The sequence below is a fragment of the Streptococcus sp. 3167 genome (assembly GCF_013277175.1).
Taxonomy (GTDB): domain Bacteria; phylum Bacillota; class Bacilli; order Lactobacillales; family Streptococcaceae; genus Streptococcus; species Streptococcus pseudopneumoniae.
In genome coordinates, this window is sequence record NZ_VMML01000003.1 from 856 (window position 1) to 18,726 (window position 17,871).

General features: G+C 38.8%; 15 protein-coding genes and 2 pseudogenes. 10 read left to right on the plus strand and 7 right to left on the minus strand.

The window, feature by feature from the left end:
* Positions 1-172: 172 nt before the first annotated feature.
* The 5 genes from HT678_RS00160 to HT678_RS00180 all read right to left on the minus strand — a co-directional run bounded on the left by HT678_RS00160 (position 173) and on the right by HT678_RS00180 (position 6,498).
* The gene (locus HT678_RS00160) at positions 173-1,831 is read right to left on the minus strand and encodes an iron ABC transporter permease (RefSeq protein ID WP_000440017.1); all 1,659 of its coding nucleotides are present in this window, start codon (positions 1,829-1,831) and stop codon (positions 173-175) included.
* Entirely contained in the window at positions 1,821-2,912 is a 1,092-nt protein-coding gene (locus HT678_RS00165; protein WP_172924499.1) for an ABC transporter ATP-binding protein, read from the minus strand. Before HT678_RS00165 ends, HT678_RS00160 begins: the two co-directional genes overlap by 11 nt.
* Positions 2,913-2,924: 12 nt before the next feature.
* Positions 2,925-3,971 (minus strand): ABC transporter substrate-binding protein, encoded by a 1,047-nt coding sequence (locus HT678_RS00170; protein ID WP_000731166.1) that lies wholly within the window; start codon positions 3,969-3,971, stop codon positions 2,925-2,927.
* A gap of 111 nt (positions 3,972-4,082) precedes the next feature.
* Positions 4,083-4,856, minus strand: a complete 774-nt coding sequence (locus HT678_RS00175; RefSeq protein WP_000475415.1) for a response regulator — start codon at positions 4,854-4,856, stop codon at positions 4,083-4,085.
* On the minus strand, positions 4,849-6,498 hold the full coding sequence (locus HT678_RS00180) for a histidine kinase (protein WP_000019712.1): 1,650 nt from the start codon (positions 6,496-6,498) through the stop codon (positions 4,849-4,851). Before HT678_RS00180 ends, HT678_RS00175 begins: the two co-directional genes overlap by 8 nt.
* A 147-nt stretch (positions 6,499-6,645) precedes the next feature.
* Here HT678_RS00180 and leuS point away from each other — a divergent pair, with 147 nt between their 5' ends.
* From leuS to HT678_RS00200, 4 genes are read left to right on the plus strand one after another with little or no spacing between them, the layout of a single operon-like run.
* The gene (gene leuS / locus HT678_RS00185) at positions 6,646-9,147 is read left to right on the plus strand and encodes a leucine--tRNA ligase (RefSeq protein ID WP_000011746.1); all 2,502 of its coding nucleotides are present in this window, start codon (positions 6,646-6,648) and stop codon (positions 9,145-9,147) included.
* A 41-nt stretch (positions 9,148-9,188) separates the two neighbouring features.
* Positions 9,189-10,031 carry a hypothetical protein gene (locus tag HT678_RS00190; protein WP_001081167.1) on the plus strand — a complete coding sequence of 281 codons (843 nt, stop codon included), beginning with the start codon at positions 9,189-9,191 and terminating at the stop codon, positions 10,029-10,031.
* A 55-nt stretch (positions 10,032-10,086) separates the two neighbouring features.
* Positions 10,087-10,782, plus strand: a complete 696-nt coding sequence (locus tag HT678_RS00195; protein WP_001144903.1) for a GNAT family protein — start codon at positions 10,087-10,089, stop codon at positions 10,780-10,782.
* 11 nt (positions 10,783-10,793) lie between these two features.
* A complete protein-coding gene (locus tag HT678_RS00200) occupies positions 10,794-11,210 on the plus strand; it encodes a GNAT family N-acetyltransferase (RefSeq protein ID WP_000628384.1) in 417 nt (138 codons plus the stop codon).
* A gap of 823 nt (positions 11,211-12,033) precedes the next feature.
* Here the strand turns inward: HT678_RS00200 and HT678_RS00205 are convergent.
* The gene (locus HT678_RS00205; RefSeq protein ID WP_000970294.1) at positions 12,034-12,126 is read right to left on the minus strand and encodes a type I toxin-antitoxin system Fst family toxin; all 93 of its coding nucleotides are present in this window, start codon (positions 12,124-12,126) and stop codon (positions 12,034-12,036) included.
* Positions 12,127-12,241: 115 nt separating this feature from the next.
* Between HT678_RS00205 and HT678_RS00210 the strand changes: the two are divergent.
* Both HT678_RS00210 and HT678_RS00215 read left to right on the plus strand, forming a co-directional pair.
* A pseudogene (locus tag HT678_RS00210) lies at positions 12,242-12,689 on the plus strand (helix-turn-helix domain-containing protein); the annotation flags it as partial.
* A gap of 230 nt (positions 12,690-12,919) precedes the next feature.
* Positions 12,920-13,573, plus strand: coding sequence for a DUF4352 domain-containing protein (locus HT678_RS00215; RefSeq protein ID WP_001074692.1), 654 nt, complete (start codon positions 12,920-12,922; stop codon positions 13,571-13,573).
* A gap of 595 nt (positions 13,574-14,168) precedes the next feature.
* Here the strand turns inward: HT678_RS00215 and HT678_RS00220 are convergent.
* The gene (locus HT678_RS00220; protein WP_000970381.1) at positions 14,169-14,261 is read right to left on the minus strand and encodes a type I toxin-antitoxin system Fst family toxin; all 93 of its coding nucleotides are present in this window, start codon (positions 14,259-14,261) and stop codon (positions 14,169-14,171) included.
* A gap of 131 nt (positions 14,262-14,392) precedes the next feature.
* On the opposite strand from HT678_RS00220, the gene ruvB reads away from it, so the two are divergent.
* The 4 genes and pseudogenes from ruvB to HT678_RS00240 all read left to right on the plus strand — a co-directional run bounded on the left by ruvB (position 14,393) and on the right by HT678_RS00240 (position 17,860).
* Positions 14,393-15,391: a Holliday junction branch migration DNA helicase RuvB gene (gene ruvB / locus HT678_RS00225; protein WP_007284862.1), complete on the plus strand. Its 999-nt coding sequence runs from the start codon at positions 14,393-14,395 to the stop codon at positions 15,389-15,391.
* Positions 15,372-15,944 (plus strand): annotated as a pseudogene (locus HT678_RS00230) (nucleotidyltransferase family protein). The gene ruvB and the pseudogene HT678_RS00230 overlap by 20 nt, the downstream one beginning before the upstream one ends.
* 345 nt (positions 15,945-16,289) lie before the next feature.
* Positions 16,290-17,048 carry an isoprenyl transferase gene (locus tag HT678_RS00235; RefSeq protein ID WP_000466722.1) on the plus strand — a complete coding sequence of 253 codons (759 nt, stop codon included), beginning with the start codon at positions 16,290-16,292 and terminating at the stop codon, positions 17,046-17,048.
* Between the two features lie 8 nt (positions 17,049-17,056).
* Positions 17,057-17,860 carry a phosphatidate cytidylyltransferase gene (locus HT678_RS00240; RefSeq protein WP_000189868.1) on the plus strand — a complete coding sequence of 268 codons (804 nt, stop codon included), beginning with the start codon at positions 17,057-17,059 and terminating at the stop codon, positions 17,858-17,860.
* The last annotated feature ends 11 nt before the right edge of the window (positions 17,861-17,871 follow it).

Consider the following 17,871-nt stretch of genomic DNA (forward strand, 5'->3'; position numbering starts at 1 on the left):
ACAACCTCAAAGCAGTGTTTTGAGCAACCTGCGGCTAGTTTCCTAGTTTGCTCTTTGATTTTCATTGAGTATAATTAGTCTAGACTTGCTAGGAACTGAGGATTTGATAGGAATATCAAGATAAGAAAAAACAGCCGAGGGTAATCCTTTCGGCTGTTTTTGATGGGGAAAACTAAAGTGTAATGCTATTGCTTTTAGAGATTTTCATAAACAAGAGCAAGGAACCTACTGTTAGAACAGTCAGGATAGTTGACAAGGCTGCGGCTACGCCGTAATTCCCTCTGAGAACCTCTGTATAAATGGCTACAGTCATTGTTCTTGTTTTGACATTGTAGAGGAGGATAGAAGTAGAGAGTTCTGAAATCATTGTGACCCAAGATAGGATGGCTCCAGAAATAATACCAGATAGCATCATTGGAGTTGTAATCTTGGCAAAGGTATTGAGACGGCTACTTCCTAAACTTTCAGCGGCTTCTTCAATACTTGGTGCTATTTGTTGCAAGCTAGCAACAGATGAGCGAATAGTATAAGGCAATCTTCTGACAGATAGGGACATAATCAAGATGAAAGCTGTCCCTGTAATCATAAGAAATCCACTTCCAAATAGGCCAGTATTGAAGGAAGAAATGAAGGCAATCCCTAGAACGGTTCCTGGTACAATATAAGGGACCATACTGAGGCTGTCAATTAAGTTTGTAAATAAATTCCGTTTTCTAACGGCTAGGTAGGAGATAAATGTTGCAAATAGGACAACTAGAACTAAGGCAATCAAAGGGATACGAATAGTATTGAAAATAGCAGATCCCATACGATTGAAAGCTACCTTGTAACTGTTTAGAGAATAGCCTTTGACAAATACCATACCTGATGTTTTTAGGAAAGAAGTATAAATCAAGTAGACTTGAGGTAGAACAGAGAACAAGATAATTCCGTAGACTGTTGCATAAATGGCAACCATTTTTCCTTTTGTGGTTTTTTTAGGCTCAATTGGATGGAGCGAATTCATACTGAAACTGTAGCGGTTTGAAATGTATTTTTGGATAAGGAAGATTGCCAAGGCAATGATAATCGCCATAATTGCTAAAGCAGATGCAAAAGCAGAATTTCCTCCAACCTCGCTAATAAATTGAGTATAAATCAAGACGGGGAAAGTCCGATATCCTTCACCAATCAACATAGGCGTTCCAAAGTCTGAGAATGCTCTCATAAATACAAGTAGGGCAGCAGCTAGTAAGGTTGGAACTAGGAGAGGCAAAACAACCGTTACGATACGCTTAAATCCGAAGGAACCCATGCTTTCAGCAGCTTCAAGTAGAGAATTGTCAATACTTTTCATTGTCCCAGCAACGTATAGAAATACCAGTGGGAATAGTTGCAGTGTAAAGACAAGTACAATTCCTTTGAATCCATAAATATCGATAGCTGGAAGATGAAGGGTATTTGTCAGGAATTTAGTAATGACCCCATTTCGTCCCAGCAAGAGAATCCAGGAGTAGGCTCCCACGAAAGGAGCTGACATGGAAGCAATGATAATCAATATTTGTAGAAATTTCTTTCCCTTGAAGTCATACATAGAGAAGAGATAAGCTAATAGGGTTCCTACAACTAAGGAAGTGACAGTAGCGGTAATGGAAACCTTGAAACTGTTGACGAGTGTCTCAGAGTAGTAGGCTTTACTAAAGAAAGTGACAAAATTAGCTAGTGAGAATTGTCCTTCATGTATGAGTGCTTGCTTGAGCACGGTAACGATAGGATAAACGAGAAAGACAAGATAAGTAAGAAAGATGAAGAAAGAGGAGGCTGTCCAAATATTTAGTTTTTTACGTTCCATGGTTGACTCCTTTTATCAGGTTTTGTGAACCATCTGCAGAAAAGACGTTTAATTTTTGAGTATTGATTCGTAGACGAATACGATCGCCTTTTTGTAGATCTTCTTCAAAAGTTGATTCTTCGCTAACTTGAATTTTTGAGGCAAATCCTGTTTCGATGAAGTATTCAGTATTCAGTCCAAGATAGACGCTATCGCTAATAGTGCCTTCAATATCTCCAGATTCATCTTTGATAAACTCTTCAGGACGAATACTTACATGAATAGCTTGTGCTTCAGCCTGATCAAGGGCTGGCATTCGAAGAGCATAGCCATCTGAAAAGACGATATAAGCGCCGTCGCTCCGTTTTTCAAGATTGGCAGGGATGATATTTGTGCGTCCGATAAAGGTTGCTACAAACTCATTAGCTGGTTTATGATAGAGTTCTTTTGGCCGACCGATTTGTTGGATGACTCCGTCTTTCATAACAGCAATTTGATCTGAAATAGCCATGGCTTCTTCTTGGTCGTGGGTTACATAGACGGTTGTAATTCCCACTTCGTGTTGGATTTCTCGAATGGCTTGACGCATATCCAAGCGAAGTTTGGCATCTAGGTTACTAAGTGGCTCGTCCATGAGGAGAACACTTGGATTAACAGCTAAGGCGCGTGCCAAGGCGACACGTTGTTGTTGTCCACCACTGAGTTTATCGGGCTTCCGATCCGCATATTGAGCAATTTGCATGAGTTCAAGATACTTGTTGGTCTGTTGAATCAATTCTTCTTTTGGAACCTTCTTTTGCTTGAGACCAAAAGCGACATTATCTCGGACAGTCAAATGTGGGAAAATAGCGTAGTTTTGGAAAACCATCCCGATATTGCGTTTGCTGGGTTCCATATTATTGATTTTTGTATCATCGAAGTAAAATTCTCCACCTTCGATACTGTTGAAACCTGCAATCATACGAAGAAGGGTCGTTTTCCCACACCCTGAAGGCCCAAGAAGGGTAAAGAGACTTCCTTTTGGAATTGTAATGTTCAAATTCTCAATAACAGGGACATCGTGGTAGGTTTTTTTGGCGTTAATAATTCTGATCTCACTCATAGTGAACCTCTTTTACTGTTTAGATTGGATATCTGTAAAGACTTCGTTGTATTTCTTAACGATATCTGATTTATTTTTGATGACATAATCATAATCTTCAGTGAGTGTTTTGATTTTGTCAATTGGTTTCATGTTTTCGCTTGTTTTGGCATTTTTACGAACAGGACGGTTAGTAGTGGTTGTACCAAGTGTATCTTGTACTTCTTGAGAGATAATAAAATCGATAAATTTCTTGGCATTTTCCATATTTTTCGCTTTTTTAACGATAGCAGCACTAGCAGGTAGGAAGACGGTTCCTTCTTTTGGATAGACTACCTTGATATTAGCTCCGTCATTTAAGAGTTTAACTGCTGGATCTTCATAAGAGAGACCAACAGCCATTTCTCCGTCAGCGACTGCTTTATAGACACCAGATGAGCTTGAACCGATTTTCCCATCAATAAGTGTGAAGAGATCTTTTACATAAGACCAAGCCTTATCGTCTTTGTAACCACCTTGAGCTTGTAGCATATTTGTTAATTGAGCAAAGGCGCTAGAAGAGTTTGCTGGGTCAGCAGTTGCAATTTTTCCTTTTAGTTCAGGTTTGAGAAGGTCGCTATATCCTTCGATGTTCATGCCTTTCGTTAAATCAGGATTGACGATTAAAACACTACCATCTAGTGTATAAGGAGTAGAGTAGCCAGTTGTGTTTTGATATTCTTTGATAACATTATCATTTTCTTTTGAAGTATAGTTTTCAAAGAGTTCTCCGTGGGTAGCATATTGTGTATAAGAACCACCAAAGATGACATCAGCTACAGGAGCTTCTTTTTCTGACTCCAGTTTTTTGAAAAGTTCTCCAGTACCAGCTTGAATCAGTTCTACTTTGATACCATATTTTTCTTCAAAGGCAGGAATAGTTGCTCCGATTAAGCCCTCTGAGTTTGGTGAATAAACGACTAGCGAACCGCCGTCTCCTTTATCAGATGAACCGCCATCGGCAGATTCATTAGAAGAACAAGCAGCAAGACCAAAAAGGGCTAGTCCGCAAGCAGCATAATACATCCATTTCTTTTTCATGATGGATACCTCCGTTGTGTTATTTAAGTTTATTTTAAAACAATATAAGCGTTTTTAAAACCGACAATTCTATTCTATTAGAGTAAAATTCTCTACAAAAAGAAGAATAGCTTATTTTACTATTCTTCCGAGTGATTTCAATTCCTTTGGGGAAATATGGAGATACTTTTTAAATACTTTGGCAAAATATTTATAGTCTGAAAATCCAACTTGATCAGAGATGTCGCTTAGAGGGGAGTTGGGAGATTCAGCCATCTTATCTATAGCTTGTTTCAGACGATATTGTAAGATATATTCATTTAGAGTCATGGGGAAGTCTTCTTTGATAACTTTATATAGATAGCTTTCGCTATAGTTTAAAGCTTCAGCAATAGTCGCAATCGTAAAATGCTCTGCATAATGCTTGTGGACAAAGGAAATAATTTGTTGAATGATTTGGTTTTGTGTATCAACCTGTTGGATAGAGGTGAGTAAAGTTTGATATTCTTCTAAAAAAGGAGTTTCTTGATAGGTACTACCTTGTAATCGCAAAACAATGTTTTGAAGACATTCTGTCAATTCCTTGGTATCAATTGGCTTGGATAAGAAATCAACTGCTCCGTATTGCATGGCTTTTTTGGCATTTTGAAAATCGTTATAACCTGATAAGATAACTTTTTCATAGGAAAGGGTACGAGTGGCTTCGAACATCATAAAAGCATCCATAATTGGCATGGTGATGTCTGTTAAGACAATATGAGGTTCTTTTTCTTGGATGAGTTTCATTCCCTCTTGACCGTGACTGGCAGTTCCTACGACTTGGATACCTACGGCAGAGTAGTCTACGGCAATCTCTAGCCATTTTCGGATGAGGTGTTCGTCTTCTACGATAATGAGCTTAAACATGAGTTAGTCCTTTCGTTATAAATTTGACCCAAGTTTCTCCTTGGCGATTGACTCCTAAATCTAGCTGGACATCAGAAAAGAAATTGCTCAATCGTTTGTAGCTGTTCACGATGCCATGCTGGGTATGAGGGCTTTCTAAAGAGTCTAAAATAGCGAGTCGCTCTTGTTTTGTGAGCCCTCCGGCATTATCCTTGATTAAAAAAGTCAGAGAATCTGCTTCCAAGGTAATTTGGATATCAATATGAAGATCAATACGGTATTGCATCCCATATTTTATAGCATTTTCTACTAGAGGAAGTAAGAAAAGTTTAGGGATAGGCTGATTATCGACAGTTTCTGGACAGACAATATCATAAGAAAAGTGCTCAAAACGAATCTTATGAATCATAAGGTAATCCTCTATAATCTTTAAATCCTGACAAATGGTTGTTTCTTTTTCTAAATCCGTGATACTGTAGCGAAGAATGCGCGTGAGATTTTGAATTAGGTCTTGTGTGAGGGCGGCATCCATTAAAGAAGTGATTTTAATCGTCTCAAGTGTATTGTAGAGAAAATGAGGATTGAACTGAGCTTCCAGCATTTTTCTTTCAAAAATCCATTTTTCTTTTTCTATGGTCAACATTTTTTGATGAAGTTGATCTAATTCGTACAACATATTGTTGATTTTTTCTGCCATAAACTCAAACTCATCACCTGTTTGTAGAGAAAGCCTTTTTTCTGCTTGTTTAGGAATTTCTTGAAGTTGGTAAACCAAACTTTCAATAGGAACAGCATTGTGTGTGGCAATCTTATGAGCAATTCGTCTTGCTTGCCAGAAGTAGAGGAAGAATATACACAAGGTGAGAATGGAGGCTAGACCAAGTAAGCTAGGAATGGGAAAGAAGGATTGAAAAGTATAGATTGAAAAAATAGCACCGACTTTTTCTTTTTGAACAATAAGCGGTTCATTCGCATACCAGTGGGTGCGAGAGTGTAGGAGTTTTTCATCCAATTTTTCAAGAGTGGAGCGAGTAAACTGATTTGTATTGTTGGAAAACATATTTCCAAAGCTATCGGTAATGATGTATTTGGAATTGATCATTGGGAAGCTTGAGATGAAATCATTCTCATTTACGAAAGCAATAGTATAGGCCTTAACTCGTTGGTTTTGAAGTAGTGGTTTGATAAAGAGTGTGTAATGTTGCTTATCTGAAGAGAGTGCAATTTTTTCTGTCACTTTTTCTTGAGAAGGATTTTGAATGAGCAGTTTTAGATAGTAGGGTGATAAAATACTTTCTTGATGATTTCGATTGGTACTAAATAGTAATTCACCTGTATCGTTTAGAATAATGAGGTCAGAACTAAGCTTCAATCTAGCTTTTGTCTCGTAAAATAAGCTAAAGACTTCTCTCTCTGTGTGTTTGCCGTCCAAAAATTCAGGAATCATTTTATGGTTCATAGTAGTCAGGAGCTCATTATTTGCTTCTTTCATTTCTTGAACCTGTTTGACAATCTGTCTCGTATCTTTGGAGAGTTGCTGCTTTTGTAAAAAATAGGAAAAACCAAAAAGTAAAATGAGTAGTAAAAGAGAGGTCACAAAGGCTGCGATAGAGCTTCTATGGAGAATTTCTTTTTGGAGCGATTTTTTAAAGGAATGAGACATCTGCTACCTCCTTGGAAGGGTTTTCTGTTATAAGTATAGCAGTTTAAAAATTTTAGAGCAAGGTAAAATAGAAAAGTATAGAATAGAACGAGACCAAATTCCCTCAAAAATGGTATAATAGTAACATCACAAAATTGGAGAGAGACCATGAGTTTTTACAATCATAAAGAAATTGAGCCTAAGTGGCAGGGCTACTGGGCAGAACATCATACATTTAAGACAGGAACAGATGCATCAAAACCTAAGTTTTATGCTCTTGATATGTTCCCTTATCCGTCTGGAGCTGGTCTGCACGTAGGACACCCAGAAGGTTATACTGCAACCGATATCCTCAGTCGTTACAAACGTGCGCAAGGCTACAATGTTCTTCACCCAATGGGTTGGGATGCTTTTGGTTTGCCTGCAGAGCAATACGCTATGGATACTGGTAATGACCCAGCAGAATTTACGGCGGAGAACATTGCCAACTTCAAACGCCAAATCAATGCGCTTGGATTTTCTTATGACTGGGATCGTGAAGTCAACACAACAGATCCAAACTACTACAAGTGGACGCAATGGATTTTCACCAAGCTTTACGAAAAAGGCTTGGCCTATGAAGCGGAAGTGCCAGTAAACTGGGTTGAGGAATTGGGAACAGCCATCGCCAACGAAGAGGTCCTTCCTGATGGAACGTCTGAGCGTGGAGGCTATCCAGTTGTCCGCAAGCCAATGCGCCAATGGATGCTCAAAATCACGGCTTACGCAGAGCGCTTGCTCAATGACTTAGATGAACTAGATTGGCCAGAGTCTATCAAGGACATGCAACGCAACTGGATCGGGAAATCAACTGGTGCTAATGTAACCTTCAAGGTTAAGGGAACTGATAAGGAATTCACAGTCTTTACCACTCGTCCTGATACTCTTTTCGGTGCGACTTTCACTGTTTTGGCTCCTGAGCATGAATTAGTAGACGCTATCGTAAGTTCAGAGCAAGCAGAAGCAGTTGCAGACTACAAACACCAAGCTAGCCTCAAATCTGACTTGGCTCGTACAGACCTTGCCAAGGAAAAAACTGGGGTCTGGACAGGTGCTTATGCCATCAACCCTGTCAATGGCAAGGAAATTCCAATCTGGATTGCGGACTATGTTCTTGCTAGTTATGGAACAGGTGCGGTTATGGCTGTGCCTGCCCACGACCAACGTGACTGGGAATTTGCCAAACAATTTGACCTTCCAATCGTCGAAGTACTTGAAGGTGGAAACGTTGAAGAAGCTGCCTACACAGAAGATGGCCTTCATGTTAATTCAGACTTCCTAGATGGATTGAACAAAGAAGACGCAATTGCCAAGATTGTGGCTTGGTTGGAAGAAAAAGGCTGTGGACAAGAGAAGGTTACCTACCGTCTCCGTGACTGGCTCTTTAGCCGTCAACGTTACTGGGGTGAACCAATTCCAATCATTCATTGGGAAGATGGAACTTCAACAGCTGTTCCTGAAAGTGAATTGCCACTTGTCTTGCCTGTAACCAAGGATATCCGTCCTTCAGGTACTGGTGAAAGTCCACTAGCTAACTTGACAGACTGGCTTGAAGTGACTCGTGAAGATGGTGTTAAAGGTCGTCGTGAAACCAACACCATGCCACAATGGGCAGGTTCAAGCTGGTACTACCTCCGCTATATCGATCCACACAACACTGAGAAATTGGCTGATGAGGGCCTTCTCAAACAATGGTTGCCAGTAGATATCTACGTGGGTGGTGCAGAGCATGCTGTACTTCACTTGCTTTATGCTCGTTTCTGGCACAAATTCCTCTATGACCTCGGTGTGGTTCCAACAAAAGAGCCATTCCAAAAACTCTTTAACCAAGGAATGATTTTGGGAACAAGCTACCGTGACCACCGTGGGGCTCTTGTGGCAACCGATAAGGTTGAAAAACGTGACGGTTCTTTCTTCCATGTGGAAACAGGAGAAGAGTTGGAGCAAGCACCAGCCAAGATGTCTAAATCTCTTAAGAACGTTGTCAACCCAGACGATGTGGTGGAACAATACGGTGCCGATACCCTTCGTGTTTATGAAATGTTCATGGGCCCACTTGATGCTTCAATCGCTTGGTCAGAAGAAGGTCTGGAAGGAAGTCGTAAATTCCTTGACCGTGTTTACCGTTTGATTACAAGTAAGGAAATTATTGCGGAAAACAATGGTGCTCTTGACAAGGTTTATAACGAAACCGTTAAAGCTGTCACAGAACAAATTGAGTCCCTCAAATTCAACACAGCCATTGCCCAACTTATGGTCTTTGTCAACGCGGCTAACAAGGAAGAAAAACTTTATGTAGACTACGCCAAAGGCTTTATCCAATTGATTGCACCGTTTGCTCCTCACTTGGCAGAAGAACTCTGGCAAACTGTTGCAGCAACAGGTGAGTCAATCTCTTACGTGGCTTGGCCAACATGGGACGAAAGCAAATTGGTTGAAGACGAAATCGAAATCGTCGTCCAAATCAAAGGAAAAGTCCGTGCCAAACTCATGGTCGCTAAAGACCTATCACGCGAAGAATTGCAAGAAATTGCTCTAGCGGATGAAAAAGTCAAAGCAGAAATTGACGGTAAGGAAATCGTGAAAGTAATTGCGGTACCGAATAAATTGGTTAACATTGTTGTGAAATAAAAAGAAGTAACTCTAGAGTATGAACTTTAGAATAGGTCAGAATGAATAGATTAGTGAACGATAGCAGGAAGTGTGAAATTTTATTATTTAAGATTTCTATTATTGTAGTGTCAGTTATAGTATTAGTAATGTCAATAGTGGGTGCATATTATTTTAAAAATTGTCTTTGGGACAAGGAAAGTTTAAATTTGACACTCACTTTAGACACTCTCTTTGCAGTTTTTATTACTTTCTTTAGTTTTTCAAATGATAAATCAAGCAATATTTTTGGAATATCTCCAAATGAAATTATAAGGACACAGTCTGAAGTGTATCAATTTTTATTTACAAAATCTTTTGCAACTCTATTAATAGTGACAAATTTGTTATCCATTATTCATTATTTTGGAGCCAAAAATTTAATAGTTTCTTTTAATGAAACTTATCCTCGTATTCAATCCAGTGTTGGTATCATGTGGCTACCACTGTTTGGTATTCTGATAATCTATTTTATTTGGCTCTTAATAGAGGGATTAAAATATATCAGAAAAATAAATTATATTATTCAAAATAGGGAAATAATCTATTTTTATTCGCAGGTAAAAGTTGTAGATAAACTTACTGATTCTGAATCGAAAAAATACGGTGAATATATTGATTTGTACGAATCGTGTCGTCAGAACAATTTAAGTGTTCTACTTAACTTTCTTCAAAATTCGGATGATAAACGAGGAGTTATTGCTAGTAACTCAGTGAGAATTATGTTTGAATCTTTGGATAAAGCAGACCAAATTGCGGCCCTGAATATTTGTAGAAACTATGTAGCACGAGAAAATGTTTTAAATAAAGAAGATGCAGAAAAATTGTTAAATGAAATTGATAAAAAACTTGAAATTAGCAGATAGGACAATTCAAATAGAGTTGAGTAAAAAGTTTGAAAAGTGAAACAAGGAGAAAGCTATGCCAGTAAATGAATATGGTCAGATGATTGGTGAGTCAATGGAAGGTTATACACCCGGTGCACTGCCTTCTATTGATTTCTTAGAAGGGCGTTATGCTAGGATAGAGGCTCTCTCGGTAGAAAAACATGCGGAGGATTTGCTAGCTGTTTATGGCCCGGATACTCCTCGGGAGATGTGGACCTATCTTTTTCAGGAGCCAGTAGCAGATATGGGGGAGCTGGTTAGCCTTTTAAATCAGATGTTGGCTCGTAAGGACCGTTTTTACTATGCAATCATAGACAAGGCGACTGGTAAGGCTTTGGGAACTTTTTCTCTCATGCGCATTGACCAGAATAACCGAGTAATAGAAGTCGGAGCAGTCACTTTTTCTCCAGAGCTAAGGGGTACACGGATAGGAACTGAGGCTCAGTATCTCCTAGCTCGCTATATTTTTGAGGAGCTAAACTATCGTCGCTATGAGTGGAAATGCGATGCTCTTAACCTGCCATCCAGACGAGTTGCGGAGCGTTTGGGATTTGTCTATGAAGGAACCTTCCGCCAGGCGGTGGTTTATAAGGGACGGACGAGGGATACGGATTGGTTGTCTATGATTGATAAGGACTGGCCTCAAGTCAAAGATCGTTTGGAAACATGGCTGCGTCCTGAAAATTTTGATAAAAATGGACAGCAGTACAAGAGCTTGAGAGAACTTTAAGAGGTGTTGAGATGATTACTATTAAAAAGCAAGAAATTGTCAAGCTAGAGGATGTTTTGCATCTCTATCAGGCTGTCGGTTGGACAAATTATACCCATCAACCAGAGATGCTGGAGCATGCCTTATCGCATTCATTAGTAATTTATCTGGCACTTGATGGTGATGCTGTGGTGGGCTTGATTCGTTTGGTTGGAGATGGATTCTCATCAGTTTTTGTACAGGATTTGATTGTTTTACCAATCTATCAGCGTCAAGGGATTGGTAGTGCCCTAATGAAAGAGGCCTTAAAAGATTACAAAGATGCTTATCAAGTCCAGCTGGTGACAGAAGAGACAGAAAAAAACGTGGGATTTTATCGTTCTATGGGCTTTGAAATCTTATCCACCTATAATTGTATAGGGATGACTTGGGCGAATCGAGAAAAATAACAAAACTTGTTTTTTCTTAAGCAAAGTTTAAGGATGGTCTAGTATTATATAGTCATTAAATAAAGACCTCCTAACTTTATTTAATGAAATCCTAAAACTTTTTTTCATCATAATCTCCTAATGAAGTCACCTAATCAGGTGGCTTTTTGTGAGGTGATAGTGATAGTGATTTTCTGCAAAATGGTAGAATCTGAGAAAAGTTAAGCTAGTTTTAAGCTTCGTCTTGTATCATATAGTTATTAAATAAAGACCTCCTAACTTTATTTAATAAAATCCTAAACTTTTCTTTTTCATAATAATCTCCCTTAACTCCACCCGATTAGGTGGAGTTTTTTGGCTCTATTTCAGGCTTTTGGGGACTATTCTAAAAATCATTTTTCGATATTTTTCGGTATTTTTCGGATTTTGGTCGGGGAATTGGCGGGGGCTTTTTTAGCGAATATGATTAAGAAATAGGTCTGTTGTACCTTCAGCTACTTCAACCTCACTTTGAATGTAAGTGACTGTTAATTGAAGGACTAGAACTACTGTAATAATGATTTTGCTTGTCCAGTAGTGGCGTATTAAATGAGGAGTGACATATAAGATTGTCTCTTCGTTTACTAAATCAAAATTTCTATGAAATTGATAGAATCCCTAATTTTCTCTTAAACTTGAAAGTCTTGTTGTAAAGTGGTTAAAGCTTGAGAAGCTGAGGATGTAAAGTTTTGACAAATTTTGTGAACTGTGAGATAATGGAGAGGAATTAAGGATTAGTTCTATATCATGGACTAGAAAAGACCCCAAGCTAACTTCCACATTAAGCTTGGGGTCTTTTTTGACACTATCTATCTTTGTTTAGCCATTTATCGACTAAGCGAAGGATGACACCGACCACAATCGGTCCGATGATAGTTTTAAGGATTAGTTCCATCATGGGCTATCTCACCTCCTTTCGCAGGCGGTGTAGCAGTGCCGTAGAATATTATACCATAAAGTAATCTACTCTCTCATATTATACTAAAGTCAAAAAACATCTTATAATAGTAGTTATGAAACTCACAAACGAAGAAACACAAAAAATTGAAAAACTCCTAAGAGATTCATCGTACGCCGAATACCACAAACGTCTATAGATTATATTTTATTCAAAAGAGTTATAAGGAAATCATGGATCTGCTAGATTGCAATAAAACAACTGTTTGGAGGAATTTGAAAAAATATAAGGAGTTTGGTTTAGAAGCGCTTCTTCAAGAGACCCGTGGTGGACGTCATAGAGAATATATGACTTACGAAGAAGAACAAGCATTTCTAAAACGTCATATAGAAGCTGCTCAGGCTGGGGAATTTGTAACTGTCAATCAGTTATTTGAAGCCTATCAAAAAGAGATTGGTCGCACTTCCACACGTGATGGTTGCTATTATCTCCTGAAATGCCATGGTTGGCGAACGGTCACTCCTCGACCTGAGCATCCCAAGAAGGCAGACGCTCAGACAATTGAGTATGAACAAGAATCACCTCATTTGTCTTAGAGTGCTATATTTTAGAAAAATTGAAATGGCAAAGTTCTTTTGAGATAATTTTGTTAGTTGAAATTGTTTAGCTAGGCTCAGTGATTGAAACTTTTTAAATCGCATTTATTTAAAAAAATTAAAATTACCCTCAAAAATGCTTTTTTTTTTTTAGGAAATATAATATAATAGTTGAAAAAGATTAAAGGAAATTTCTTATGGCTAAGAAAATCAAAGATGAAAATGGGAATGTATATGTGAAAAAAACACCTTTTTATAAAAAATGGTGGTTCATATTGATTGTTATTATTGTTGTATTTGGTGTAGTTAAAGGTGGAAGTGGAAGTAACTCCACTAAGCAGGAAGTTGCATCTAGTTCAAGTACGCAAACAGCAGCATCAGAAGAAACTTCTCAAACAAAGGCAACAGAAAAAAATAAAAATAAGGAAGAGGAGACAAAAGCTAAGGCAGAGAATAAAATCGGAGAAGTTGTTAAAGTTGGAGATGTTGAATATATCGTGAATTCAAAATCTCTGTCTCAAAATGTTGGAGGAGAATTTGGCAAAAACGCAAATGGTATTTATTTAATTCTGAATGTGACGGTAAAAAATAATGGTAAAAAATCTATAACTGTTACGGATGATTTCTTTAAGCTTTTAAAAGATGATACAGAGTACTCAACTGATAGTACAGCTGGTATCTATGCAAATCAGGAAGCAAAATTCTTTTTGTCAGAATTAAACCCTGAAAATAGTATCACAGGAAATGTGGTATTTGATGTGAATACGGAGACTGCAGATGCTTCAGGCTTACAGTTACAAGTACAAACAGGTGTTTTTGGAACTCAAAGAGGAAAAATTAGTCTAGATTAGTCTGAATTAAAAATGCAAAATGTCTATTTTTTAGTAGATGTTATGCATTTTTTCTTATTCTTTACATTTGTTTTTATGTTATGGTTTTAAAAAATTAGTAATCTAGGAATTATGTTGAAGTGGAGAAAATGGTGCAAATTGGATTTTGAAGCCTTATCCACCTATAATTGTATAGGGATGACTTGGATCAACAGAGAAAAATAATAAAACTTGTTTTTGCTTAAGCAAAATTTAAGGCTAGTCTAGTATTATATAGTCATTAAATAAAGACCTCCTAACTTTATTTAATAAAATCCTAAACTTTTCTTTTTCATCATAATCTCCCTTAACTCCACCGGGACTGGTGGAGTTTTTTTGCTCTATTTCAGGCTTTTCGGAAGTTTTCTAAATATCATTTTTCAATAGCTTTCTCTAAATCTTATAAACTTTATTGGACAGATTCTAAAGTTGGAGAAGCTGAATGGATGAGGATATAAACCTTTGACAAAATTCGTGAACTATGGGATAATAAAAAGGAATTGAGTACTAGTTCTATATCATAGGCTAGAAAAGACCCCAAGCTCACGACCAAATAAGCTTGAGGTCTTTTTTGACACTATTTGTCCTTGTTTAGCCATTTATCGACTATACGAAGAACGACACCGACCACAATTGGTCCGATGATAGTTTTGAGTACTAATTCCATCATGGGCTATCTCACCTCCTTTCGTAGGCGGTGTAGAAGTTCCGAACAATATTATACCACATAAGTGCTAGACTCGGGAGTCACAATCCAGTGGCTTTTTTGTTTGTGGCTTGGTTTTTTGATATAATAGAGCCATGAGTAGAATTTTAGATAATGAGATAATGGGGGATGAGGAGTTAGTAGAACGCACGCTCCGTCCTCAGTATTTACGTGAATATATCGGACAGGATAAGGTCAAGAACCAGCTCCAAATCTTTATCGAAGCTGCCAAAATGCGGGATGAAGCGCTGGATCATGTGCTCTTATTTGGCCCTCCAGGCTTGGGAAAAACGACCATGGCTTTTGTTATTGCCAATGAACTAGGTGTCAATCTCAAGCAAACGTCTGGGCCTGTCATTGAAAAAGCCGGTGATCTGGTAGCGATTTTGAATGACTTGGAGCCTGGGGATGTCCTTTTTATTGATGAGATTCATCGCTTGCCCATGTCTGTGGAAGAGGTGCTTTATAGTGCCATGGAGGACTTCTACATTGATATCATGATTGGTGCTGGTGAAGGCAGTCGCAGCGTTCATTTGGAGTTGCCACCTTTTACCTTGATTGGGGCGACGACTCGGGCTGGTATGCTCTCAAATCCGCTACGGGCACGTTTTGGGATTACAGGTCATATGGAGTATTATGCCCATGCTGACTTGACGGAAATTGTTGAGCGGACGGCAGATATTTTTGAGATGGAAATCACCCATGAGGCAGCATCTGAGTTGGCCCTACGTAGTCGTGGGACCCCTCGTATTGCCAATCGTCTCCTCAAGCGCGTGCGCGATTTTGCCCAGATAATGGGGAATGGGGTGATCGATGATCTTATTACCGATAAGGCTTTGACTATGCTGGATGTTGACTATGAAGGTCTGGACTATGTGGACCAGAAAATCCTTCGTACCATGATTGAGATGTACGGAGGTGGTCCTGTTGGTCTAGGAACTCTTTCTGTTAACATAGCAGAAGAACGTGAGACGGTGGAAGACATGTATGAGCCTTACTTGATTCAAAAAGGTTTTATCATGCGGACACGGTCTGGACGGGTGGCGACTGCTAAGGCTTATGAGCATTTTGGGTATGAATATATTGAAAAATAAGGCTGAAATTTTAGACTCTTTCAGAGAAAATCCGGATATGATGGCTATTCTGACTATCATCCGAAACCTTGGTCTGAAAGATTCCTGGTTGGCAGCAGGTTCTGTCAGAAATTTTATCTGGAATCTCTTGTCAGACAAATCCCCTTTTGACTGTGAAACAGATGTAGATGTAATTTTCTTTGATCCAGATATTTCTTATGAGGAAACCTTGTCTCTAGAGAAAAAGTTGAGAGAGGATTTTCCTCAGTACTAGTGGGAATTGAAAAATCAGGTCTGTATGCATCAGCACAGTCCTCATACTGCTCCCTATAGCAGCTCTTGTGATGCCATGAGTAAGTATCCAGAACGATGTACGGCTGTTGGACTGCGCTTGAATGAAGATTCTACTTTAGAACTCTTTACTCCTTACGGACTCGAGGATATTTTGAATTTTCAAGTTCGTCCAACTCCTCATTTCTTAGAAAATGAAGACCGAATGGAGCTTTATCAAACACGTTTATCCAAGAAAAATTGTCAGGAGAAATGGAAAAATTTGATTTTTAAAACTTCTTAAGGAAACTTTAAGCTAGGGAGTGTATACTGAGTTCATAAGTTAAGAAGACCTTAACTTAAACTCCTAAAACTTTTTCATAATAATCTCCCTATAAAAAATAAAGTCGCCCAATCAGGCGGCTTATTTTTTTGAAAAATGGGCTTGGTGCCTGAGAATAATACTCAATGAAAATCAAAGTGTAAACTAGGAAGCTAACCGCAGGTTGCTCAAAACACTGTTTTGAGGTTGCAGATAGAGCTGACGTGGTTTGAAGAGATTTTCGAAGAGTATAAATAGCTTAGTGATAGAAGAAAATAGGGAAATATGGTATAATGAAACGATAGATTTTTGAATAGGAATAAGATCATGTTTGGATTTTTTAAGAAAGATAAGGCTGTGGAAGTAGAGGTTCCGACACAGGTCCCTGCTCATATTGGCATCATCATGGATGGCAATGGCCGTTGGGCTAAAAAACGTATGCAACCGCGAGTTTTTGGACATAAGGCGGGCATGGAAGCATTGCAAACTGTGACCAAGGCAGCTAACAAACTAGGCGTTAAGGTTATTACGGTCTATGCTTTTTCTACAGAAAACTGGACCCGTCCAGATCAGGAAGTCAAGTTTATCATGAACTTGCCAGTAGAGTTTTATGATAATTATGTCCCGGAACTGCATGCGAATAATGTTAAGATTCAAATGATCGGAGAAACGGACCGCCTGCCTAAGCAAACCTTTGAAGCTCTGACCAAGGCTGAGGAATTGACTAAGAACAACACAGGTTTGATTCTTAATTTTGCTCTTAACTATGGTGGACGTGCTGAGATTACACAGGCTCTTAAGTTGATTTCTCAGGATGTTTTAGATGCCAAAATCAACCCAGGTGACATCACAGAGGAGTTGATTGGTAATTATCTTTTTACCCAGCATTTACCTAAGGAGTTACGAGACCCAGACTTGATTATCCGTACCAGTGGAGAATTGCGTTTGAGTAATTTCCTACCATGGCAGGGGGCCTATAGTGAACTCTATTTTACAGATACCTTGTGGCCTGATTTTGACGAGGCGGCCTTGCAGGAAGCCATTCTTGCCTACAATCGTCGTCATCGCCGATTTGGAGGAGTTTAGGAGGAAATATGACACAGGATTTACAGAAAAGAACCTTGTTTGCAGGGATTGCACTGGCTATTTTCCTACCGATTTTGATGATTGGGGGACTCTTGCTTCAGATAGCAATCGGAATCATAGCCATGCTAGCCATGCATGAACTTTTGAGGATGAGAGGTCTAGAGACCATGACGATGGAGGGCCTCTTGACCCTCTTTGCAACCTTTGCATTGACCATTCCCTTGGAGAATTACCTGACTTTTTTGCCAGTTGATGGGAATGTGGTTGCCTATAGTGTTTTGATTTCAATCATGTTAGGAACGACCGTTTTTAGCAAGTCTTATACGATTGAGGATGCGGTTTTCCCTCTTGCTATGAGCTTCTACGTGGGCTTTGGATTTAATGCTTTACTAGATGCTCGTGTTGCAGGTTTAGATAAGGCGCTTTTGGCCTTGTGTATCGTCTGGGCGACAGACAGTGGTGCCTATCTTGTTGGGATGAACTATGGGAAACGAAAGTTAGCACCAAGGGTATCGCCTAATAAAACCCTTGAGGGTGCCTTGGGTGGTATTTTAGGAGCGATTTTAGTAACCATTATCTTTATGATAGTTGACAGTACAGTTGCTCTTCCATATGGAATTTACAAGATGTCAGTCTTTGCTATTTTCTTTAGTATTGCTGGACAATTTGGTGATTTACTAGAAAGTTCGATCAAACGTCATTTTGGTGTTAAGGATTCTGGGAAATTTATCCCTGGACATGGTGGTGTTTTGGATCGTTTCGATAGTATGTTGCTTGTATTTCCAATCATGCACTTATTTGGACTCTTTTAATCAAAAGACGG